The organism is Shewanella sp. HL-SH2 (assembly GCF_051164935.1).
GTDB classification, from domain to species: Bacteria; Pseudomonadota; Gammaproteobacteria; order Enterobacterales; family Shewanellaceae; genus Shewanella; species Shewanella glacialimarina.
In genome coordinates this window covers 4209998-4234747 of sequence record NZ_CP195035.1, presented here as the reverse complement: position 1 = coordinate 4234747, position 24750 = coordinate 4209998, and the positions used below count along the sequence as shown (strand labels likewise).

The following is a 24750-nucleotide window of genomic DNA, read 5'->3' as shown; positions in this document are numbered from 1 at the left end:
TATGAAGTCTTTTTTAATCCTCAGTTTAAGAATTGGCTAGACGATGGCTGTTTGCTTAGGTGTTTACTTCACTAAGTTCGAGGTCATTATGCCTGAGATGTATGAACATTATGTTGTAGATAAGCCTCAGCCCCTTGCCCAAGATACAGTTTTAGTAAGCGTTCTGGTGCGTGAGGCAAGTCTACACTAAGCAATAACCCCGGTGTTTCGGCAAAGTTGGGGTCGATGCCCACACAGTAAAACTTAGCACCCAATTGGTGATATAGCTTTACCAATACCGGCAACCCTTTACCGTCAGGTTCAATTTGCTTGACCAATAACTCTAAAATTTCGATATCGGCAGGGTAGCTGGCTAAATACTGCTTAATATCATTTGGCACATCAACATCGAACTGTTTTTTGGGCTTAACATCAGAAGATGAGGTCACCAGAAATTGTTCAATTAACCGCACACTGATAGGCGTATATTGCTTACTTAAAGACACTGTGCCGTATAAGGTGCGATATTGTGGGAACTTGCACACAAACGCGCCAATGCCCTTAAACAATAATAGTAAACCATGAAAGCTACGCTGATGACTGGCAACTACAAATGATCGACCCATTTCAAGACAGGGCTGTTGTTGATTGATAAATTCAGCGCTAAAGTCAAACATACGGTTTAAATACAGTTGAGATACACCGCCCTGTGCGAGTAAATTATCGGTTTGCCCCATGCGATATGCACCCGTAATTGCCTGATTTTGAGTGTCGTAGACAAATAAATGAGTATAAGTGTCATCGAATGCGTCACCGTCCTGGGGTAAGCCACTGCCTTCATCAAACTGTCTGAAGTTTTCCTCCCGTAAGCGACGAATGTCTTCAATGACAGCTGGGCATTGGGTGCGAGATGCGTAGTACACTTTAAAATACTTATACTGGAGTAAGCACTGATCTTGCGGAAGTTGGCTTATTTCGTTGTCTAGATTGTGCGGTAATTGCGAGGCTGCAAGAGGCAACATTTCAGGTGCCTTGCATACCGGCCATTGGTGTTGGTACTCAGGGGCATGCAAGTATGTCAGTAAACGGGCAATATCAGTCGTCATTTGGGTTTTCTCAGGTAAAGATGGCAATAATGTGGCTTGGCCAAAAGTGACCTCAACGGTTTTTCCTTTGCTGTTTAGCATTTCTCTGATCAGTAATAACATTCTAAAACGAAAGTATATCTTGCCCATGAAATAGAAAAAATCGCTGTTTTTTCCTGAAATAAAACAGGGTATTAAAGGTGCTTGGGTGAAAGAGGTCAGTGCGCCCACTATTCGATGCCATTGGTGATCTGTCACCTGACCATCACGACCGGGATAACTGACCCGTCCTGCTGGAAACAGCACTAATAAGCCGCCCTGGGCCAAGTGGTCTTTGCAGGCTCTTAGCGATTTAGCATTGCCTTTCGCACCTGGAACAAGTGGGTTGGTAAAAATAAAGAAGTCGGCTAATTCTGGAATGATTTTCAATGCTTGATTAGCGAGTATTTTGACATCACCCCGCACTGAAGATAATAAAAAAGCCAAAATAACGCCTTCAATTCCGCCATAGGGGTGATTCGCCACCACAATAGCGGCTCCCTTTTGTGGGATAAGCTGAGGTAAATTGGTTTGGCTTTTTACTGTTAACTCAAATACATCAACAAAGTGCGTTGCAAAGGCTTTTTTCTCTAGTCCTTTCAATCCCGAATCTTGATAAACACGATTTAATTGGCTAATGCCTAAAAGGTAATCGACTAGGGTTATCAATAATTTTGAAAAAAAACTACGAGGCTTTTTCGGTAACAGATTGTTAAGACTCAACTGCGGCATATTTTGGTTAAACCCTGTAACAAGATTAATTGAGCATCAAGCAGTGTTTTATGCTGCTGTAGTTGGCGGGTACCTCTTGCGCAACTAGGTCCGTATTTAAGCTAACGGATTACAACACTGGATTGATTTAAGTTATTTACTATAAAGATATGTTTGAATAACATCGAGTTATTGTTAAAAAAATTGAGCCATCGTTTGAAATAGAGACATTTCTTTGACAACCCTCTTTTTTGAGATCTTCACTTTTAGGTGTAAACCAATATGCAGCTTTCTCATGTATTTACCTTCATCAGCATGATTATCATCGCTGCAAACGTCTGTCTTTATTCTGAGCGCACACTGGTCAAAAAACTGCACAATTGCAGCTTAAAATAAATGAAGGTTGGCAATGTCCTTGGTGTAACAGATAAGTTTAACTTTAATGTTATTAAGCAAATCACTAATAAGACCTGTGAAAGTTGCTAATAATTTCAATAACTATTCATAAAGGTGAATATCGGGCTCGTCATTAACAATCATCGGATGTCATACTTTATAGATTCACCCAGTTCAGAGACTCGAACCATATAAATATTATCAGCGAGTTAACTTAACAAGGCTAAACGACCCATAGTGCTAGCTTTATTATGTAGTTATATATCAATTTCTTATAGTTTTTTATTCGTTTTTTGACTTCGCTTGGCACTGTGGGGTAATACCCTGATAAGCCAGTAATGAGTGCCGCTAACAGATGTCATAAAAAACCGATTTAGATTTATTCATGTGATTGAGATTATGTTCCTGATAATATGGCCTTTGTCTTATTTATTGCGCGCATTAACCTAATATTATGATGCGCCGACACTTGTGCTACCGCAAAGGGTGCGCTGTCACCAAAGGTACGGAATGAAACCAACAGAGCCTGATTTACAGCTAAAATCACCTATTCAACGTAATTATAATCGCGCGGTTTTTTACACTTATATTGGTGTGATTGTCATGTCACTTATTTCTGCGGCCATTTTTTATGAACGCCAGAAAGAGGTGCAAATTGAACAGCGTGAAGATCAAGTTGCACGGCATGTGTTGCAAATCGATTTATTATTAGAGTCCAGTATTCGTGCGGTAAAAAGCTTACGAGATGTGGCGGTTGATCATCTCCGCCTAGGCGAGCAAGTGCGCAAAGATCGCTTACCTCAATATGAAAAATTCAATGCCGATGGACAGTTTTTTAGTTTAGAACCTAACTATGTTAAAAGTGGTGAACCCTTTACCAATATGGGACGCATCACAGGCATGGGCTCGCTTGATGGTCGCAGTGAAAAGTTTTATCAAGAATTAGAAATGCTGTTTGAGCTATCGCTATCATTTCCCGTCGCTAAAGAAGCGGCACCAAAAGCTTCGTCTATTTATTATGTATCTAAGCGAAAAATGATGTCGTACTTTCCTTGGAGCAGTTCTGATCAACGCTTCAGGGAAGAGCAGCTTAATAAGCAGCAATTTCAATTAGCCACACCAGAATTAAATCCACAACGAAATGCTTTTTGGAGTCCGGCATATGTTGATGGTGTCCAGGAAGGCTTACTAACCACCTTAGGGTTACCGGTTTATCTTGAAGATGAGTTTATCGGCACGATTAACCTCGACATGACCTTAGCTTCATTGGCGAAACAAATACGTACTTATTTTAAAATGCCTGGTACGGTTATTTTATTAGATCAACAAAATAATATTTTGTCCCATAGCGATTTTGACTCCAATGAAATGAATCGTGTGTACCATATCAGCCAACGTATTCCGGCAGAATTACATTCGTTATCTGAATCTGAATTGTTTGACGCCCATGAAGGCATATTACGTAATAATCATTATATTCATTCTGTTGCATTGCATAATGCGCCGTGGCGATTATTGTATATTCAAGAGGAAGGCGCGCTTTTTCAAGATTCATGGGAAAAGTTACAACTGACTTTTATCCTGGTTGTGTTAGCGCTTTCGGTGCTGGTGACCATTGTGCATTGGCAAACCCGCCGTGCGTTCGTTAGCCCTGCATCAAAGTTACTGACCCATTTAGAGGCGTGTTCCCAGTCACCGATACAGCCTCCAGAAGTCATCAGTCCAGGGTGGGAGCCGTGGTTTTTACTGGTCAGTCGTATTTTTGAAGAAAACAAACAATACACGCGCCATCTTGCTGAGCAAAATAAACGTCTCGATAACTTAGTCGCCAGCCGTACTCAGCGTTTACGTGATACCACTGAGCGCCGTGAACGTGAATTTGCCTTATTAAGGTCGCTTATTGATTCATTGCCAGAAGCCATTGTCTTTAAAGATAAAGAAGGTAAGTATCTTGGCTGTAACAAGTCAGCCGAGCGTATGTTAGGTGTGAATGAAAGTGATATTATTGGCTTAACTACCTGTGATTTTACTAGCCCTGAACAAGGTAAGCGCATTTTAGCCGAAGATAAAAAAATCTTAGACGACAAAAAACCACTGCAATATAAAGAGCGAATTGAAATAGCCGGAAAACCGGTACTATTGAATGCCTTTAAACTGCCATTTTATAATCGCCGCAATGAATTGCTGGGTCTGATTTCTATTTGGCGAGACATTACCCGCGAGTATGAATCAGCAGAGCAATTACGCTTATCAGAAGAGCGTTATCACATGGCAATGGATGCGGTTGAAGATGGTTTGTGGGATTGGTATATCGACTCAGAACAAATTATTTGTAACCCAGCATTTTATTCTATGTTGGGTTATGAACCCAATGAGTTCCCTGCTTTATTATCATCCATTGACGGATTGACTCATCCAGATGACCGTGACCGTGTGCAGGAATATCGTAGCCAATACTTACTTGATCCTACCGATGCCTATGAAATTGAATTTAGGATGAAAGGTAAGCTGGGTGAATACCATTGGTTGTTATCACGTGGTCGTGCGGTAGAGTTTTTGGAGTCAGGCCAAACTAAACGTATGCTTGGTACTCATAAAGATATTACCCGTCAAAAAAGTAATGAAGTGGCCTTGCTGGAAGCTAAGCAAGACGCTGAATTAGCTAACATGTATAAAAGTGAATTTTTGGCTAATATGAGCCATGAAATTCGCACCCCAATGAACGCGATTATTGGTATGTTACAGCTAGCACAACGTACTAGCCTGACCATACAGCAAGAAGATTATCTCAGTAAAGCGGGCTTCTCGGCTCAATCTTTGTTACGAATTATCAATGATATTCTCGATTTTTCTAAAATCGAAGCCGGTAAGTTAGAGCTAGAGCGAGTCGCGTTTCCGTTAGACAAGGTACTGGATCATGTGCTGGATATGAATGCCATTAAAGCACAAGAAAAAGGCGTTGAATTATTACTCTATGCACCTGTTACCGCTGGACTTATTCTAAATGGAGATCCACTGCGTCTGGGGCAGATATTAGTTAACTTATTATCAAATGCGGTTAAATTTACCCAAAATGGTGAAATTGAGCTGGGCTGTGAAGATGTTGGCGAGCGTGATCATCGCATTACCTTGAAGTTCTGGGTTCGAGACACTGGTATAGGCATTAGTAAAGAACAGCAATCAAAACTATTTGATGCATTTGCCCAGGCCGATGGTTCAACTACCCGAAAATACGGTGGCACCGGATTAGGTTTGTCGATCAGCAAACACCTTGTTTCTATGATGGGCGGTACTATGCAGGTATCGTCAGAAGTGGATCAAGGCAGTATTTTTAGCTTTACAATTAGTTTTGAAATTGCTGAAGAAAACATCGTCGAGCCGTTAATAGTACCTGAACAGTTGAATAATTTAACCACATTAGTAGTCGATGATAACCCCAGCGCATTACAAATTTACTCAGCATTAATGAAAGACTTCAGCTTTGGTGTTCGCACCGCTTCAAGTGGACAGCAAGCATTAGATTGTTTGGCTAGACAACCCGTGGATCTGATTTTATTGGATTGGATGATGCCTGAAATGGGCGGGTTGGAAGTACTAACTAAAGTTGATGAAATGGTGGCAGATGGTCGCTTAGCAAAACGTCCGGTGATCATATTGATGACAGCCTACAGTGCAGAACCTCTAACCAAGGATGTTGCCGATAGAAATGTACATGCCATTTTACAAAAGCCCTTTAAGGCATCAGTCTTGTTTGATGAAATTATTGGGGCGTTTGCCAAAGAACCAAAACTCAATGTACAGTCTGTTCCCAAAGAAGATATTCAAGAACAACAATCAGGATTAGTGTTGTTAGTTGAGGATAACTTTATTAACCAGCAAGTGGCATCAGAATTATTAAAAAGTGCTGGTTATGAAGTGGTGATGGCTGACAATGGCCAAATAGCATTAGATTTAATTGATACCCGAGCATTTGACGCCGTATTAATGGATATTCAAATGCCCGTTATGGATGGTTTAACCGCTTCAAAAGAGCTGCGTAAACGTTACAGTCCGGAACAATTACCGATTATTGCAATGACGGCACATGCGATGTCGGGTGACCGTGAAAAAAGCTTAGCGGCTGGCATGAATGCCCATATTACCAAACCAATCGTATTGAATGAGTTATTCGATACCTTATCTCACTGGATTGAATATAAGAATAATAACAATAAGATGTGATCTGGCGTGTATTGAGTAGCAACGGATTGCATGTTTTTTTAAAGGATTTTTACAAGGAATTTGACATGAATCGACGCCATCTTTCATTGGCGATAATGCTTGCCATCAGCCCTACATTATCGCTAACAACTTTATCTAGTCCAGCATTGGCTGCGACGGCCGAAACAGTCATTAAGCAAAGCCAAGTAGCTCAAGGTTTTGTTAATTTTTATTACGATAGCACCGACGGTCAGTTGTATTTACAAGCCAACAAGTTAAATCAGCCTTTTTTACTATTAACTAGTTTGCCCCATGGGGTTGGTTCAAACGACATTGGTTTGGATAGAGGCCAGCTAGGGCGCACTCGTATGGTGCAGTTTGAGCAGCATGGTCCCTATATTGTATTAAAACAATTGAATACTTACTTTCGAGCCAGTAGCGATAATGTCGCCGAGCAGCAGTCTGTCAAACAGGCCTTTGCTGAATCTATTTTGTGGCGTGGAAAATTACTGCCAGGCAAAAAAGCGTTAGTGTCGATTAATGATCTAGTCATTAACGACTTACACGGCGTATCGGATGTATTGGCCGACACAGAACAAGGTGCTTATACCCTTGATAGCCAGTTGTCGGTGATCATGCCTGATAATATAAAATCCTTTGCACAAAATGCCGATGTTGACGTCAACCTGACTTTTAAAGCTCAACAAGCTGGCGAGCAAGTTGCCGAGGTTACCCCCGATGGTAAGTTTATGTCGGTGCGGATGCGTTACTCATTTATTCAGCTGCCCGAAGCGGGTTACCAAGCCCGCGCATATCATCCTATGAGTGGTTATTTATCTGACGAGTATGCAGATTACTCCGTTAAGGTAGATGAGCCGTTGGTGCAGCGCTACTTATTACGTCACCGCCTTGAGAAAGTGACACCGGGCGATGCCCCAAGTGAAGTCATTAAACCTATTATCTATTATCTCGACCCCGGTGTGCCTGAACCGATTAGAACTGCATTGTTAGAGGGTGCGCGCTGGTGGGAAGAAGCCTTTAATGAAGCTGGTTTTATTAATGGTTTTAAAGTGGCGATGCTACCAGAGGGCGCGGATCCACAAGATGTGCGTTATAACATGATCCAATGGGTGCATCGCGCCACGCGTGGTTGGTCATATGGGGCAGCTGTCACCGATCCGCGTACTGGTGAAATTATTAAGGGTCATGTGACTTTAGGTAGTTTAAGGGTTAAGCAAGATCACCTTATTGCCAGAGGGTTAACCGCCGACTGGCCAGATAGACAAGCTGCTGCAGATGCTGCTATGGCACTTTCTTTAGCGCGAATTCGTCAATTGTCGGCCCATGAAATTGGCCACACATTAGGTTTTGATCATAACTTTGCCGCATCAACGAATGATAATGCGTCGGTGATGGATTATCCCCACCCATATGTGCGTTTAGAAAATAACGCCATCGCGATTGATAACCCGTATTCAGAGGGCATAGGCGAGTGGGATAAATATACCGTCGCGTTTGGTTATGGTGCTGCGGCTAATCAAGAGCAACTGCTTAATCAAGCGTTAACTAAAGGCTATCGGTATATTGGCGAAGCAGACTCTCGTGGAAACGGTGCAAGCCATATTTATGCAAGTCTATGGGATAACGGCAATGATGCTATTGCTGAATTGTCTCGCTTAGAAGCCGTGCGTCGCCATGCTATTACCCAGTTTAATGGCGAGGCGTTACTTAAAGATGAGCCTAAAGGTGAGTTGGCAGATGTGTTTGTGCCTATGTATTTATTAACCCGTTATCAGATAGAAGCGGCGGCTAAATGGATTGGCGGCACTGATTATAACTACCAGCAATTAGGCTCAGGGCTGCGCTGGTTTTTTGCGGCGCCAGCAAAGCAACATGCTGCGCTGGATGCATTAGTAGCAGGCTTATCGCCCCAAAGTTTAGCTATACCTGATAATGTACTGCACGCTTTAGTACCCAAAGCTGGAAATTATCGTAAAACCCGTGAAAGCTTTAATGGCAATATGGGTGTTGTGAGCGATCCATTAGGGATGGCAGAAGTCATGAGTCGACATATTGTGGCGCAGTTATTATCACCAGAGCGACTAAATCGTGTTAACCAAGCTTATATGCAAGATACTGAACAGCTCTCTGTGGTAGATATATTAGATAAGCTGATAGGGGCAACCGTATATCAAGAGTTGTCACGGGAAACACAGTTAGGCATTAATATGCGGGTCAATGCCGTTGTGGTTGAAGGCATGTTAGCTGCATATCATCACCAAGATACTGCCAGTGAAGTTAAAGCCCAGTTATTCGCTAAACTCGGCTTTACCGTGAAGCAATTAAAGCGCCGTAGTACCCGTGCAAGTGAGTATCAAGCAGCGCATTTCGATTGGCTATATCAAGGTATTGAGAAAAGCCTGCAAACACCGGAATACAAATTAATTGCTAAGCCACTTATTATGCCGCCTGGCTCACCTATCTAACCTTCCTGTTAGCTTAGTTGCTTAACGTAAAAGCCCTGAAGATATCTTCAGGGCTTTTTTATGTGGTCAGTTCCTTGGGGTTTTTAGGGTAAAACAGGTCAGGTTTCTTATCTAAATGTGAAAACTGACGGGTATTCTTATAAGGTAACTTCATAAAACCACTGATCCCATGACCTTGAATTTTATCTGCATTAGCAATAATTCTATCGAGCGAAGCCCTGAATGCAGCTTGTTTGCGTGGATTAAGTAGTCGTAAATAGCTATGGATTTTTAAGTGAGTCGGAAGGGCTTCAAAAATAATACAGCCAGTGTGATGAATTTGGTTGAGCCAGCCTAATTCTGTCATTATTTCTGCGGGAAGTTCGAGGTTTTCTTCTGGATCTTTACCATCTTCAAAATAGGAATGCAGGCGAGATTTATCCTCCAGTAAGGGCACATCACCAACTTCAAAAGGTAATTGCATTTCACCTGTTATTTCAAAGGGCATTTCAGGATTACTACGTTCGATATGCAGTGTGTCTTTGGCATTAAAAAAGCAGGCTTTAAATACCCCAATACGTTTAATGCCCCGCGCCATTGTGACCATGTTGTTCACCGCAAGTGTTAACGCAGTTTTATGACTAGGGTCATAGGTTGCTAAGTTTGAATCAATGTAAACCCCCGTTGGCTGCCAGTGTATTGCCAGTCCACCGACGATTGAGTATTGAGCCAAACGCCCGACAGCCGCAATAAATCCTTTTTCAGTATCTGCCATGCCAACCATAAAATTTCGATAGTATTTATCGACCTGCACATCGTCAATATCTGCAATGTGTTCATGGCTATTATGTTCTTTTAAAAATGATTTACGCGAGCTATAGCTGACGGTTTCAATTACTCTTGGGCGTGGTTGAAGCCAAACCGGAATTTCAGATTTAGTTGGCAGATATGGAATATTGGGTAAGTGCATACGATGGTTGTGACGCATACTTTTTAAAAAGTAATCGCCAGCACGGGCTCTCATCACAGGATCGTTGCTTAACATGCCGTCTAAGGTTTTCGCTAGCTCAATCGGCAGACCAATACTTGTGGCGGGGATAACTTTAGTGCCAAAGCGACTGCTTTGCCCTGAAGCAAGTGCATATAAGGTGCCCGCCACACCTTGTTCATCAAATCGTGCTGAAGAAAGCGCGCCACTGAGCTGATCTTCGCCGATAAAGTAGACATCACCCATGCGGGCATTTGTCTGGTGCTGATCGCTAGACATTAGCGACATCACATTATCATCCACAGGACGATTAAATTCATCGCGCTGTGCAAATACAGCCGAGCCCCAATCAATTAGCGACAGGTTATCACTTTCAATGTCATACACTAAATTCGATGGTTTAATATCACCGTGGACAAAGGGTTTGCCTTTTCGTAGATAATACAAAATATTGGCAAGTTGGCGGGCTATGCTGACTATCATTGATGCTGGCAATGCCCCCATGCGTAGGCAAATTTTATCTAAATCTTCTCCTTTAGCGCGCTCCATCACTAAAATACCTTGCTTGCCTACGCGTTCAAACTTGATTGCGGCGGGCACATTAGGATGTTTCACTAGGCTAAGCATATAGGCTTCTTCTTCGAGCCTGTCTTGAATATTTTGCGGTAACGTCAGACGGGAAAATTTAAACACGTGTGAATCACCCACACTGTTTATTCCTGCAAACACAAAGCCATAAGCACCTTTACCAATAAATTCTATTGTTGAGTAGCCAAGCTTAATCAGCTGCTGCTTACATAATCTGACCCAGGCTTTATGTTTGCGGGCATCATTCGCCTTAAGCAAATAAATAGATTGCTCTTCATTAATATAAAAGTGTTGTAGTTGTGGCGTTTGCAAATGATATCCCCTTAAAACTGCTTAGGTTATTTAAGCCTTATCTCAGCCTGACTTCAAGCGCTTCCTAACTAATTTTATCGGTTAAGTAAACCTTGACCTGTATCAACTTACTTTTGCCCTTGAGTCGGTAAGATTAACAGAGATTTAGCAATCGCTTTTATAGGGAACACGTTATGCAAAATATAAAAAAAGCGGATTTAATTCAACTGTTTGACTTTCCTCGACTGCGAATACTGCAATCTATGGAAGTAACACATTGTCCCCATGCGGTATTTTTCAATGCAGCGGACGAGCAATGTATCACTTGTCATCAAGGGGAAGAGTGTGTCTGGATTAATCATAATGATGAGATGGTTGCGATGGAGCAAAAATCTGTCGATGATTTAAAACAACAATTACTGGTCGCAGTTGATTTTGTCGATTCAAGTTTGTCCCCACACCATTTATCTCGCCGTAACTGTCAATGTGAGAATTGCGTGTGGTTGCGCAAAGTTCAATTAGTTCTTAAGGGGGATTTATCTAACGAATAGTAGCTGGATTGCAGTTGCTTCTGTTGATTCAAGCTTATACAGTGGGCTGCAGTTAAATTCGTTGGAGATATTTAAAATGGAACCTCAATTTTGGCATGAAAAATGGCAGATGCAACAGATAGGTTTTCACCAACCACAAGTGAATCCGTTATTGATTCGTTTTTGGTCTGAGTTGAATTTAGTGCCCATGAGTAAAATTTTTGTGCCGCTATGTGGTAAATCTTTAGACATGTGCTATTTAGCTGAATTGGGTCATCAAGTGCAGGGGAGTGAGTTAAGCCAAACGGCTATTGAACAATTTTTTAATGACAACCAACTCCCATTTCAAGTTCAGCAGCATACCCAACATCAATTTTATGCAGCCGATCAAATTCAGTTAATTCAAGGTGATATTTTTGCTTTAGACCCAAGTGTTACGGCAGATATTGGCGGCTTTTATGATCGAGCGGCGCTAATTGCTTGGCCAGAAGAGATGCGTCAGCAGTATGCACAAACACTTGCTAAGCTGATTCCCGTAGATATATCCGGGTTATTAATTACACTAGACTATCCTCAAGACACGCTTAAAGGTCCGCCATTTGCAGTGAGTCCTGACTGGATTGAACAATATTTATCGCCGTATTTTGAGGTGACCTTACTTGCTTGTGAAGATGTGCTTGCTGATAACCCAAGATTTGTGAATAAACAGGTCCCTTGGTTAAACGAAGCTGCATATAAGTTAACCCGCAAAAAAGTGATATAGGGTTTACAACTAGCTTAAATAAAAAGGCGACCATAAGGTCGCCTTAATGTTAACGCCTAATTAGATTAGAAGTCGTAACGTACGCCTACAGTGAATACGTTATCATCTTTTAGATCAGTTTTAACGTTAGTTTCAGTGTAGTCACCTTCATACATAGCATAATGTGCGAATAATAACGTCGATTTGGCTACACGATAATCAGCACCCACTGTGATATTTTGTACATTGATATCATCAGCACCTGCTTGACCTAAGGCTTTGTAGTACTTACCAAAACCAGCTTCATCTTGACCATATTCTACTTTTAAGTTAACACCATTTAAGTTGTAAACCGCGTTGACAAAATATGTGTTACCGTCAATGTTGCTGTCAGTTACGCTTTCAGAGTTTTGGAATAAACCGCCCACTTTGAAATCGCCAAACTTAACTTGACCTACAGCACGGTAAGCATCAACGCCACCAATAGCTTTGTTATAAGCGCCAGCGACATAGTAATTTTGCTTAGACAAGCCTTTATCACCTAAGGTGGCACTTAATGCATACTGAGCGTCATCAGAAGCTTGGTTATCTTCCATTAAATAGGTTGCATTAAGGGTGATGAGGTCTGCAATAACTGGAGAGTAGTACCATATACCATCAGCGCTACGAGTTTGGCCGCTGACGATACGGTCAATATCAGCGTTGGAGTTGCCAAATAAATCAACACCACCTTCAGATTGTTTAAATACTGTGTCGTTACGACCCACTAAAACAGAACCCGCTGAAGTTTTGATACCTAAAAATGTATTACGGGCTTTGAACGTGTCTCCTGAATTAGAAGTATTTTCAACTTGAAATTCCATTTGGTATAGCACTTCTACGCCGTCAGAAATTTTCTCGTTACCTTTCACGCCAACATTAGAAAAGTTATTCTCTAAATAAGTGCCGCTTTCACCTAAAGTTACGCCATTAGTACCACTTTGTAAGGTTGAGCCTGCATCTGAGTTAGTAAGCGATAAATCTAAACGACCGTAAAAATCAGGGCCATCAGCAAGTGCACTAAATGATGTAATAGCTAAAATAGACGCAACTGATGCAGATAGTAAGGTTTTTTTCATCTTTCATACTCCCAGAACTTAACGTTCTATGATTCCATTTTAAGAATGGTTTTAATAGTAATTAATGCCAAAAAGTGGCATGTAACAATCTGATTTGAGATTTTACAGTTTTGCTAAGCTTAGTTTGTGGTAGAGATCAAACTTTTAGACCTTAAGTTATTTTTTTATATCTAAAATTGAACTGAAAAAGTGTTTTATTGTTGTTTTTATATTGTATTAAGTATTTTCATTGTCTCGCTGTTCTTTAAAAAGGATTATCAGCACATCTTCTGAGCGCTTAAGTTGCCTTTGTCGCGATCTATTACTGATAGCAAATTCAATGAGTAACAATGTAGTTTAGCAGTTGTTAAATTAAGTGATGTATTTTTTTAAAGGCAAAAAATGAGTTTGAACTCTTATTTAGCGATTCATGACCGACATTAATGGCATAGCTAAAACTAAAGCATTGAGCTGTAAATATGGACTCGTATCTTAATTTTTTAGGCTATTGTTATTTAAAGTTTTTTATATTTAATTTTTGACTTTTGCAACATCTATGAAGCGACGATATTTAAGCTTGTTCAAATAGTGATTATATAAACCTAGGTCATTTAGCTTTGACGGCGACTAGGCTAAAATAGGCAACTCATTAAGTCAGTCAGAATAAAGGCATGTGATGTTGTCAGAAGCATATATGAATCGATTTGCAGGTATAGGGCGTTTATATGGTCAAGCAGCATTAAATGCTTTTGCTCAAACTCACGTGGTAGTGGTTGGTATTGGCGGTGTGGGAACTTGGGTGGCAGAAGCCTTTGCCAGAAGCGGTATTGGTCAAATTAGCTTAATTGATTTAGATGATATATGCGTGACTAATACTAATCGTCAAATCCATGCTTTAGCTCAAACTGTGGGACAATCGAAAGTAGAAGTGATGGCAAAACGTATTCGAGACATTAATCCAGAATGCCAAGTTAATGAAATTGAAGATTTTATTACCTTAGACAACCTGAGCGAATATTTCCCCCGTGAAAATAATACCTCTAATAGTCAGCAAATTGATTATGTTGTCGATTGTATTGATGCGGTAAAACAAAAAGCGGGATTAATTGCCCACTGTAAACGCAATAAAATTCCAATTGTAACTATTGGTGGTGCGGGTGGACAGACCGATCCTAGTCAAATTCAAGTAACTGATTTAGCAAAAACAGTGCAAGATCCATTATTAGCTAAAGTGCGAGGGATTTTACGTAAAGAATATGGGTTTAGTAAAAATACTGAGCGACGCTTTGCTATTGATGCGGTATTTTCTACTCAGCACCTAGTTTATCCCCAAGCTGATGGCAGTGTATGCGTGACTAAAGCGACTGCCGATGGGAGTATGAGAATGGATTGCGCTTCAGGTTTTGGCGCCGTGACTATGGTTACAGGTACGTTCGGTTTTATGGCTGCCAGTCGTGTGTTAGCTAAAATCTCCGCTAAGGCTTGTGCGAAATAATAGCTGCCAGTCCGCTGATTTTTTAGTTTTATATCAATAGGTTATTCGCTATGGTGTTACTGGTTTGTGTGATTTTACAGTGACTCACTTACTCAACAATTAACGTATTGTCGGCGAACTTTGGCACATTTTCATAAGGGAAGCTGACAATAAACATTGGACCGCCTAATGGTGAAATTGGCTCATATTTGACGTTGCCATGCAGCAAGGTCGCGGCGTTAAATGCTGCGGCTAACCCCAAACCTATCCCTCCTCTGTTTCTGGCAGTAGTAAAGAATGGCTCAAACATGCGTTCGGCTACATCCGCAGGAATACTCAAGCCATTGTTTTGAATTTCAATATTCACTTTGTCATACTCTATTGCCACATTTATCGTAATTTGGCTGTGTTCGACGCCTTTAAATGCGTGTGTATAAGCGTTAGAAATAATATTACTAATAATTTGGTTGAGTAAGTTAATGTTACTAACGATTTCTAACCTTTCATCTATATTTATAGTTATATCAACATGTTGTGGTGAAAACATGATTTGAGTTGAGTCTATAATGTCTTCTAGCTGTTTTTTCAAATTAAACTGAGTATTTTTCTCATAACGTTGCTCTGCTGCTACCGTTTTGAATTTTTGGATTAATGTGCTGGCTCGAGTAATATTATTAACTATTAGTTCGCAACTTTGCTGGTACTCTTCAAGAATACGGTTTATCTCCTCTAAGGTGGCATGCTCGCTATGGATGAGCTTAATTAAATCTTCTACATGAAAGAGTTGAGAGCTTGCCGCAGTTAAACATATACCAATAGGGGTATTTATCTCATGTGCCAATCCGGAAACTAGCCCTCCTAATGCCGCCATTTTTTCCTGTTCGACAAGCACTTGCTGAGCACGTTTTAATATTAGCAATGACTGCTCTAGTTCTTTGGTTTGTTCTTTTACTTGACGAGCCAGTTCATCTTTATAGCTTCGCTCAAGTTTAAGTAATCGTTCTCGATCTTCTAGTGCACTTTGCAATGCGGCTTTCGATTCTTGTACATCGGCAAATGATGCCCGTACTTGCTGTTGCATACTATTAATTGCTTTTGCCACCATAGCAAATTCGTCGCGTTTACTTTTATGGTCAAAAACTAAAGGATTAAAAGGTTTATCCAGGCTTATTTGCTCGCAATATTGACTGAGTTTTAGTAGGTGTTGGGTAATGTTTAACCAAACTAAAAATAAAATAAACCCTGCAACTAAAAAGGTTTTTATCGCATTTGATAGTAATATAAGAATGGCTTTATCATAAAGTCTATCGTAAATAATGTTCAAGTCAGCTTGGACGAGTAAAGTGCCTACCTTTATCTGATTTGAATTGGTGTAAATAAGATCAAATTGTTTCTCAATCGTCGATTTCTGCTGATACTTACCCGCCTGCCACTCTTGACCGCTATCATCTTTTATTGAGATATAGGTAATGTCAGGTAATTGGCTTAAACCGTCTAGCTGAGTACTAATTAAGCGCTCATCTATTACCCAAATACTGGCAGCTAATACTTCTAAGTTTACTTTTTCGATACTAGAAAATGCTCTATCTATACGGTTTACATCACTGTTGTAATCGTTAAATAACTGATAAATAGTCGTAAGAAGGGTAATAAGTGAACTAAAAAGCACAATCGATAGCATAAGCTTTCGACCGATAGGGCTAGTGAATAATTGATTGGAAAATTTCAGCATGGTATTTATTTAATTATTTAATTAATCTAAGTGCTTATATAACAAGTTAGTTCAAAATTTACATTATAGCTATATTTAATTCAGTACTTTTCTATTGATTTTTCAAGTGCAACACTATCCCAATTATATTGATGTTTATTAATTTATTGGCTAAAGGTGGCATTAAACTTGCTTTTAAGCATTAGATGTTCAAATTTCTGACACTGAGGCTGTGATGAAAAAAGCGATGATTAAAGCAATTAGCTTGAGTAATGCAAAGCGTACTTTCATGAGTGCGATGTTATGGTTGGTAGTGTTATGCTTGGGGTTATTATTTGCCCCGAAAGAGCTGTTGTCTCAGTTAGCCCTTGCTGAAATTGTGGCACAGTATAACTATCTTATTGGTTTAGCTTTAATCGTGGGGGCTGCATACTTTTTAAGCCAATTGGTGAGCTTTGTTGCTGATGAGTCTATTCAGCATTTACGTCAAAAAAGAACAGTTGAAACTATAGAAGCTAAAGTAAAACTACTTGATCCTGCCGAAAGGGCGTTGTTGAGAGAGTTCTTTTTACAAGGTGCAACTATATTAGCATTGCCCCAAAATGAGTTGGCAGTTAAAAGTTTATTGCATACCAATATTCTGGAAGAGCTAGGTAACCAGCGCCATTATGCGATTCAAGGTCCTACAGCAGAGTATAAAATCTCCATGCCTGCGAGGATTTATTTAAACCGTGACGTGCTACGTTTACCTGCAGGAGAGCCTACACAAGAAGAGTTGACTTATTTATTGAAGACCAGACCTCACTTTATCAGTGGCCTAGTTCAACCCCGTAAACATGCAGCTTAATAGCCTTCATTTTTAGAGACAAAGGTGTCAGAAACTCTGTTTTATAGAAATTTGCGCAATAAGAAAGGGGGCTAAATTAGCCCCTAAAATGGATCAGAATTTATAATTATCGTAAATGACTAAGAATAACGAACAGATATAATATTATAGCAATGATGTTATTCATCATTGCCTGGTGCAGACTTCACAATAAACATCCACATTAAGTAAGATACAATTCCCAAAGTACTAAAAATGACAATCATAGACATTAATCCAATTGGGTTTCCAAACATTAAATCTAACCAAAATGCCATGATATCTATCCTTTTATTTGTGAAGTCCTAGTTATCATAATGCTGAAATAAAATTGCAAAACTGATCTTGATCAATGATTGACTCTATTATTAGGTATACCAGTGTGTAAATGTGATCTTTATGGCGTTTATGTGCTCTAGCTGGTAGAAATTAGCTTCTGCTCACTACAGCGAACTTTTTAAATTAGTGGTGTTTTTTACAGCTTATTTTGAGGAAGCGTTGAGAATTTAGGCAATTGTTCACTTTTGTCAGTAAAGTCAACCCAAAGGACTTGCCATTGTCATAAGCATGGGTATAATTCTGTTCACTTAATTGATACTCATTAAGTGAAGTAATACTAGAGTTTTGCAAAGATATTTTTTTAAGATTTCTTTGCAAAGCTAAATATAGCTTAAAAGGCACTGCCCGAGTGGTGAAATCGGTAGACACGTCGGATTCAAAATCCGATTTCGAAAGAAGTGACGGTTCAAGTCCGTCCTCGGGTACCATTATTTAAAGCCCTGTTCTTAATTGAATGGGGCTTTTTTTATGCTTATTTAGTGATACTTGATACAAGTACGCCCCTTCCTTTAATTTTATTTCTGCTCTTACTGTACTATGAGATTATTACATCTAATTTTTAGAAAAGAATTGATAGCCGTCAAAGTCATTTAATCGAGAGTTCTATTATCTGCATTTTACCGTCAAGACTAACTCTAGAGTCTTAGCTAAGTGGACTTCCCAGCTTTCACTAGACAGTCTGGGAAGTCCAAAGCATATCAAATAGCAGGGTATTAATTCTCTGAAGCAGAACGCATTGTGAGGCAGTTACAACAAACTGCAGCAGAGGGGTTTAATCGTCAGTTTAAAATGGTTGGATCAAGTTTCTGATTTAGCAGGTTTGCTGAAATCGAACAGTTTGATACGACATCTCATGCTGATGTTTCAGATGAATAAATCGAGCGTTACACTAACAAAAAACCAGTTGCCGGAGCAACTGGTTTTTTGTTTTACACGTTAACTTTGTTGATTAGTGCTTACGACGACGGAACGCCGCTAAAGGTAGTAATAACGTTGTTAACCAGCCTAGAGAACCACCATTGTCATTATCTGGCTTTGGTGTTGATTTGACCGAGACTTCACCTAGGTTGCTGTCTAGCTTGCCATCATTAGCCATAACAGTGAAAGCATATGTGGCAACTTCTGTAGTTATAAAGCTAATGTCTTTCGCTGCAGCATCGAAACTTACAGTAGGCCCAGAAGTTTGTACCCAAGTATAAGTTAGCTTATCACCATCAAGATCTTTAGCATTTGAAGAAACATAAGTTGTTAAGCCAACAATCTTATCAGTAGATGTTGGAGCGACAGTAGGCGCATCATTAACATTACTAACTGTTAGTGAAACAGCAGTTGGTGTAATTACATTTCCTGCTGCATCCTCAGCGGTATAAGAAAGAGTATCTTTGCCGAAGAAGTTTGCTTTTGGAGTGTAAGTTAATTCACCTGTTTCTGAAATCACAGCAGTACCATTTGCTGGTTGCTTAGAAATCATTACATTTGTTAGTGCGCCAGATGGCATTACATCAATTACACTTTGTGCTTTTGCTGTCATACCAGAACCTGATACTTGAACTCGAGCCACTTTTTGATCGGCTTTAGTATCATTAAGAAGCACATTCATTGATGCAGAACTGTCTTCAACAATTTCTAGTGCATCAGCTTGGCCAAAGTTAAACTCAGTAGTTTTTACTTTATAAGCTAACTCGACACTACCTGCTGCTGCTGCAGAAATTTCTACGTAATCATTTGCTGCTACCGTTCCACCAGTACCATTGAAGTGGTAAGTTGTACCAATAGCGCCGCCGATATTTTCCGCACCAATTGTTAATGCAGCAGGAATAGTAGGTACTTTGAAGTAATTAAATGTTACTTCTTCTGTATCACCTGCCTTGAACCATACGCTGAAGCTATATTGATCACCTGAAGAATCAGCATAGATTTGTGCGTCATTCCACTCAACAACAATATACTTGGTGGCACCCGCTGTTAGTACGTCAATTGATACAGTACCGCCACCTGAGTCACCTGTACCATCTGTCAAATCAAAGTCTGCCCAGAAAGGTGCAACGATATTGTTAGGGGTACCCGCATCTGGTAGCTGCTTGTTGGTTGCTGTACCAGCTGTAGTGCTGCTACCTGGGATAACAATACCATTATCTGACATAGTTATCTTAGTGTAAGTTTGACCATTGTACTTATAAGCTGGAACATCAAATACAAAATTAACTTCATCACAACCATCGGCACAAGGTGGTGTATATCCGAACCCTAAGTCAACGATATTTGGATAAGAACCAGTTCCTTTAGCTGAAACCATCTTAGGCTGTTTCATAGTACCAACCCAAGTAATTACACCCGTTTTTTCATCAACGCTCATACCATTCTGAGTCGCATCTGCCATGTTAACCATAACATCATCTTTGCTTGTCAGTTTTGTGCCTTTAGGGGCTGTAGCTGTGATGGTGGTATTACCGTCAAACATAGTGTTATTGACAACAGCCTTGATTTCAAATTCATCAGCAGTGGTAATATCAGCATCGGTAGTAAAGGTGTTGATTAAAGAAGAGTCACTTGTTTCTCTAGCAAGTACAGCTAGAGGTAGGTGTGCACCTTGTTTGCCATCATTGCTAGTTAGCATGATGTTACCAAATATCCACTCACCATAAGTACTGTAAGAAGAATCAACAGTAACCGTGAAGGTTGCAGATTCTCCAGCAGCCAGTTCTAATGTTGTTGGAGAAACCATTATGCCAGCAGAGTCAGCTTTAGCTGCTAAAGCCCATGATGTTGCTTCAGCACTTTTGTTGTTAACTGTACGTGTGAAAGTACATACACCTACACATGAATCAGCAGCAATAGAAGGCTTATCGAAAGTTAACACTGCTTTAGCTGCAGCGTCTAAATCCATACGGCCAGCGCCCATAGCAAATGGTGATGCCGGTGTAACAGCGTCATCATCTAAAATGTCAGCCATTTGGGCTGTAGAAGTCAGTGCTGTTTTAATATCAATGGCAGACCAGTCTGGGTGTAATTGCGCCATTAAGGCCGCTGCACCTGCAACGTGAGGACTTGCCATACTTGTACCTGTAATGGCATTGAAAGGTTTTCCGCCATCATCAGGAGAGAATGCAGATAAAATACTTGTACCAGGAGCAGCTAAGTCTGGTTTTAAGATATTTTCATTACCGTTAGGCCCGCGAGAGCTCGATTGGTTGATCATATCAGCAAGGCCTTGGGATACTATACGCTTGATTTCAGCAGAAATAGTACCAGCTGTAGCTGTGTCACCTAATGAATCAATAATTGAGTCACCATCTGCTTTTGAAATCATAACAGATGGGAAAGTAACCCCTGGCATAGACATGGTAATTGGAGCGCCTGGTGCACTGTTGTAAACCACAACGGCTTTAGCGCCAGCATTCATTGCGTTAGTCGCTTTTAAGCTGAAATTACAGGCACCACGAGAAATAAGTGCTATGCCGTCTTTGAAAGAATCTGCAGCAAAAGGCGCACAACCGGTGAAGTTTTCGGCAGCAATATTTTTAGCCGCAATAATTGGTGCGGTAATATCTAGTTCAAAAACAGTATCAGATCCAGGAATAGCGAGTAAGTCTTCACCGCCAGCATTAAATGCGTTAGCAAAGAAACGACCGGTAGTGCTGTTTGCTACTGTGATACCTGATTCGATACAAGCAGGACAACCAATAGTTTTAGCGCCATTACCATCATTACCAGCTGCGGTAACAACAACGATACCAGCAGCTTCAGCTGCTTCGAACATTGTTTTATATGGGCTGTTAGCAGGGTCGCCACCAGCGCCACCACCCCAAGAGTTGTTAATTACATCAGCGCCATCGTTTACAGCGTGTTCTAATGCTTCCATAAGCATAATGTTAGAACCACTACCGCCAGAACAGTCCTCTTTGTTGTAAAGCGCTTTATAGGCCATTAAGTAAGCCGCTGGAGCAACACCTGAAAGGGTGACATCTACGCCTTCATAAGTTACATCAACTTTATTACCTACAGCAGTACCAGCAACGTGAGTACCATGACCACCATAACCTAGTGGGCTCATATATTCGTCAGCACAAACTGGGAATGTAGGAGCAGACCAGCGAGCTACAATGAGTTTGTTGTTACAAAAGCTGGTATCAACTGTTGAACAGTAATCATCTGTTGGAAGAGCACCTTTTGGCGCTTCAAAGCCGTCATCTGCAAACATTGGGTTTTCTGGGCGAATACCACCATCAATGATAGCAACCTTAACGCCTTTACCAGCATTTTCCATGCCGTTAACTGCATTCCACATTGCTTGGCTATTGATTATCTCATGTGAAGCATCCATTTGTGCTTCATACATTGTTTCAGGGTAAACCGCCTTAACACCAGGAATTGCCATTAAAGCTTCAATGGTTAAACCTTGGCCGGCAATAGATACGCCGTTAAATAGTGTTTTGAACTTACGTTCTACTTTGGCGTTGCCCGCCATTTTAGTTAACGCGCTGGCAAATTTATTTTGCTCTGCAGTTAGGTGTGAAGCGTAGTCTTTAACTGGAGCCGATTGAATGTCAATCTTACCATCTTTAGATTTGATTGCTGTGGCAGATAAGTTTTTAATGCCACCTTGATAGAGCGCTACTGCTGGAGAAGACAGCTCAACAATAAAGCGTTGAGGAGCTGTTATACCATTTGCTTTAACAGTAGATTTTTTATAATTGTCAGTGGATTGTAATTCTGGAGAATACTGTAAACCAGTGTAATCAGTGTTCGCATAAGTAACACTTGAAATTAATGCCGCTGAAATAGCGAGTGATAGTTTAGTCTTCACAACGTCTTCCTTGTTTCAAGTCACCCTCAATGTGTGTCTTAAGAATTGAATAACAATCCGTAGATAGGTCGTGGGGTGTAATTGTAATATTTTTATAATGTTTATGTTGCATCATGTAATGCGCCGCAGACATTTTTATCACAACTGGGCAACAAATGTAATGAGTCAAAGGAAAAAACTATTGTTTTTATTATACGGAATAGTATGTTGCTTATATTAGCTTATAGCTAATTGTTCTAAGGCTTAACCGCCCTTACTATAGGGTTTTGTAGGCTAATTAAGGTTTCTGTGGACTGAATTTCGTCTATTGACTGTATACGATTAATCAATACATGTTGTAATCCATCTATAGATTGGCACATTACCTTTACAAAAATGGAGTAATTACCCGTAGTATAATATGCCTCAACCACTTCATCTAATGCATTTAATTTTGCTATTGCGGCGGGATAATCACCGGCACTTTTCAAATTAATGCCAATAAAGCAGCAAACATCGTAACCCAATGCTTTAGGGTTAACGGTAATTTGTGCCCCTGTTATGATGCCTGCTTGTTTCATTTTTTCAACGCGGACATGAATGGTGCCAGCGCTCACTGAAAATCGTTTAGCCAGTTCGGCAAATGGTGTGCGAGCATCTCCCATTAATGCGGATAAAATTTGGTTGTCAAGTTGGTCGCGCTGAAATGAGCTATCCACAGTAAAATGCCTATTTTCTATTTGAATAGGCATTAATTTACGTCTTTTGTTATGTAATTACTATCAAAATTACTGTTCAGTGATTGGCTCTATAAAATTGGGTAACGAACTAAAGTGCATTAGCTGCGCTGAGTAAGGATGCTTTATAGATAACTCGGTGGCATGTAGCAGTAAGCGTGGTGCCAAACTTTTTGCTAATGGGTCTGCGTAGAAACCATCACCAAGAATAGGATGGCCTAATGCCATCATATGCACACGGAGTTGGTGCGAGCGACCAGTAATAGGGGTCAATTTTACCAGGGTTGAACGCTTAGCGTAGCTGATAATGTCAATCAGGGTTTCAGAGGGTTTACCCACAACATGGTCGACCTTTTGTTTGGGACGATTCGGCCAGTCACAAATTAATGGCAGCGATACACGGTTCACAGACTGTTTCATATGACCTGCAACACGGGCAAAGTACACTTTGTGGGTTTCTCTATCTCTAAACTGACGCTTTAATTCTCGCTCCGCATTTTTTCGTAAGGCTAAGACGATAATTCCTGATGTTGCCATATCTAAGCGGTGAACGATTTGTGCATTAGGATAGTCACGTAATACGCGATAATAAACGCTGTCATGGTATTGCGCTTCTCTGCCTGGAACCGACAGCAAGCCAGAAGGTTTATTGACCACAATAATATCTTTATCTTGGTGAATAATATCCAGCCAAGGTTCAGTTGCTGGTTGGTAGATAAAGTCAGCCATGATAGATCTCTATAACAGAAGATACAAAAGGATGGCAAAGATACTGATCCACCTTATAAGATGCAAGTGGATCATAAAAAAGCTAACTTAAGAAAAAGCTTCGCCATTGACCAGCATAATGGTAAATGTCCACACCACAAATGCCAATGGGATATGTACTAGCGCATAAAAACATTGATCTAATCGACTCATTCCCTTTGCTAGCCAAATTAAATAACCATGAAATAAAATAACAAATGGAAACAACATTATTAGTGGGTAAAGTGCAAATGGACTCGCATCGGCAAAAACACTGTGACTCAGTAAAGCCCAAAACACCATAAAAGTGGTTGTCAGTGGGGGCGTCGCAGTGCGATATTGTTCTGGATAGGGGAACATCCTGTGTCCTTTGATGAGAGACTAACCTTTAATCTCTTTTTTACCATGGATAACCTTGCGATGCACTACTGAATAATGACGCAGACCAGCAGGACCATGTGACACCAGCACCGAAAGTAATACTAAAAGAGTAATAATTTCCACCTGCCAATCAGTTAGTGGCATCAACAAAAATAATAATCCAACCTTGGTAAGCGTCAGCACCCCTTTTAATTGAATCAGCCAGTGCCAGTCTCTGATAATTTCCCATGTCATCAGCAAAATCCCTGTTGTCAGGGTGATGATCCAGTAAGGCAACCATAAACTTTTATCAACGTGCAGTAATATGCCGCCACCAGCCCCAACAACACCAATAATATGTAACGCCCTAAGGCCCGTTTTGGTTAATCGTTCAAACCAAAAGCGTGTTTCGGAAAGCCGTTGCTGTTTTGCATGCATGCTCATTAAAGCTTCTTATCATCGGTTGAGTCTAATCATATTAACAACCCCAAAGTTAATTAGCAGAAATCAGCTTAGTTTTTGGGAGGTAAATCAATATCTGACTATGTTAAACAATGCGCTGACACGCAAATATATCCATAAATTTAATGTGGTTTATTGATGTGTGACCTTGCTACCAG

General features: G+C 40.4%; 16 protein-coding genes and 1 tRNA gene. 7 read left to right on the top strand and 10 right to left on the bottom strand.

Annotation, left to right across the window (positions count from 1 at the left end; all coding sequences use genetic code 11):
* Positions 1-86: 86 nt before the first annotated feature.
* Positions 87-1835: a lysophospholipid acyltransferase family protein gene (locus ACRWP9_RS18600; RefSeq protein ID WP_434927222.1), complete on the bottom strand. Its 1749-nt coding sequence runs from the start codon at positions 1833-1835 to the stop codon at positions 87-89.
* Positions 1836-2720: 885 nt separating this feature from the next.
* On the opposite strand from ACRWP9_RS18600, the gene ACRWP9_RS18595 reads away from it, so the two are divergent.
* Both ACRWP9_RS18595 and ACRWP9_RS18590 read left to right on the top strand, forming a co-directional pair.
* Complete coding sequence (locus tag ACRWP9_RS18595; protein ID WP_434927221.1) at positions 2721-6431, top strand: response regulator; 3711 nt, start codon at positions 2721-2723, stop codon at positions 6429-6431.
* Between the two features lie 65 nt (positions 6432-6496).
* On the top strand, positions 6497-8896 hold the full coding sequence (locus ACRWP9_RS18590) for a zinc-dependent metalloprotease (protein WP_434927220.1): 2400 nt from the start codon (positions 6497-6499) through the stop codon (positions 8894-8896).
* Between the two features lie 58 nt (positions 8897-8954).
* Here ACRWP9_RS18590 and ACRWP9_RS18585 read toward each other — a convergent pair whose 3' ends face one another.
* Complete coding sequence (locus tag ACRWP9_RS18585; protein WP_434927219.1) at positions 8955-10763, bottom strand: protein kinase domain-containing protein; 1809 nt, start codon at positions 10761-10763, stop codon at positions 8955-8957.
* 173 nt (positions 10764-10936) lie between these two features.
* Here ACRWP9_RS18585 and ACRWP9_RS18580 point away from each other — a divergent pair, with 173 nt between their 5' ends.
* Positions 10937-11293 carry a hypothetical protein gene (locus ACRWP9_RS18580; protein WP_434927218.1) on the top strand — a complete coding sequence of 119 codons (357 nt, stop codon included), beginning with the start codon at positions 10937-10939 and terminating at the stop codon, positions 11291-11293.
* A 76-nt stretch (positions 11294-11369) separates the two neighbouring features.
* Positions 11370-12035, top strand: coding sequence for a thiopurine S-methyltransferase (locus ACRWP9_RS18575; RefSeq protein WP_434927217.1), 666 nt, complete (start codon positions 11370-11372; stop codon positions 12033-12035).
* 65 nt (positions 12036-12100) lie between these two features.
* Here ACRWP9_RS18575 and ACRWP9_RS18570 read toward each other — a convergent pair whose 3' ends face one another.
* Entirely contained in the window at positions 12101-13132 is a 1032-nt protein-coding gene (locus ACRWP9_RS18570; protein ID WP_434927216.1) for a porin, read from the bottom strand.
* A 658-nt stretch (positions 13133-13790) separates the two neighbouring features.
* On the opposite strand from ACRWP9_RS18570, the gene tcdA reads away from it, so the two are divergent.
* Positions 13791-14606: a tRNA cyclic N6-threonylcarbamoyladenosine(37) synthase TcdA gene (gene tcdA / locus ACRWP9_RS18565; protein ID WP_226415813.1), complete on the top strand. Its 816-nt coding sequence runs from the start codon at positions 13791-13793 to the stop codon at positions 14604-14606.
* A gap of 88 nt (positions 14607-14694) precedes the next feature.
* On the opposite strand, the gene ACRWP9_RS18560 is transcribed toward tcdA, so the two are convergent.
* A complete protein-coding gene (locus ACRWP9_RS18560; RefSeq protein WP_434927215.1) occupies positions 14695-16317 on the bottom strand; it encodes an ATP-binding protein in 1623 nt (540 codons plus the stop codon).
* A gap of 214 nt (positions 16318-16531) precedes the next feature.
* On the opposite strand from ACRWP9_RS18560, the gene ACRWP9_RS18555 reads away from it, so the two are divergent.
* Positions 16532-17143, top strand: a complete 612-nt coding sequence (locus ACRWP9_RS18555) for a superinfection exclusion B family protein (RefSeq protein ID WP_434927214.1) — start codon at positions 16532-16534, stop codon at positions 17141-17143.
* A gap of 158 nt (positions 17144-17301) precedes the next feature.
* On the opposite strand, the gene ACRWP9_RS18550 is transcribed toward ACRWP9_RS18555, so the two are convergent.
* Positions 17302-17439 (bottom strand): DUF3149 domain-containing protein, encoded by a 138-nt coding sequence (locus tag ACRWP9_RS18550; RefSeq protein ID WP_226413189.1) that lies wholly within the window; start codon positions 17437-17439, stop codon positions 17302-17304.
* A gap of 404 nt (positions 17440-17843) precedes the next feature.
* Here ACRWP9_RS18550 and ACRWP9_RS18545 point away from each other — a divergent pair.
* Positions 17844-17928: transfer RNA gene (locus ACRWP9_RS18545), tRNA-Leu, on the top strand.
* A gap of 521 nt (positions 17929-18449) precedes the next feature.
* Here ACRWP9_RS18545 and ACRWP9_RS18540 read toward each other — a convergent pair.
* The 5 genes from ACRWP9_RS18540 to ACRWP9_RS18520 all read right to left on the bottom strand — a co-directional run bounded on the left by ACRWP9_RS18540 (position 18450) and on the right by ACRWP9_RS18520 (position 24568).
* A complete protein-coding gene (locus ACRWP9_RS18540; RefSeq protein ID WP_434927213.1) occupies positions 18450-22307 on the bottom strand; it encodes a S8 family serine peptidase in 3858 nt (1285 codons plus the stop codon).
* A 236-nt stretch (positions 22308-22543) separates the two neighbouring features.
* Positions 22544-23005: a transcriptional regulator AsnC gene (gene asnC / locus ACRWP9_RS18535; RefSeq protein ID WP_226415817.1), complete on the bottom strand. Its 462-nt coding sequence runs from the start codon at positions 23003-23005 to the stop codon at positions 22544-22546.
* A 69-nt stretch (positions 23006-23074) separates the two neighbouring features.
* A complete protein-coding gene (gene rluA / locus ACRWP9_RS18530) occupies positions 23075-23752 on the bottom strand; it encodes a bifunctional tRNA pseudouridine(32) synthase/23S rRNA pseudouridine(746) synthase RluA (protein WP_434927212.1) in 678 nt (225 codons plus the stop codon).
* An 87-nt stretch (positions 23753-23839) separates the two neighbouring features.
* Positions 23840-24130, bottom strand: a complete 291-nt coding sequence (locus tag ACRWP9_RS18525; protein WP_434927211.1) for a hypothetical protein — start codon at positions 24128-24130, stop codon at positions 23840-23842.
* Positions 24131-24151: 21 nt separating this feature from the next.
* Entirely contained in the window at positions 24152-24568 is a 417-nt protein-coding gene (locus ACRWP9_RS18520) for a hypothetical protein (RefSeq protein ID WP_434929140.1), read from the bottom strand.
* Between the last annotated feature and the right edge of the window lie 182 nt (positions 24569-24750).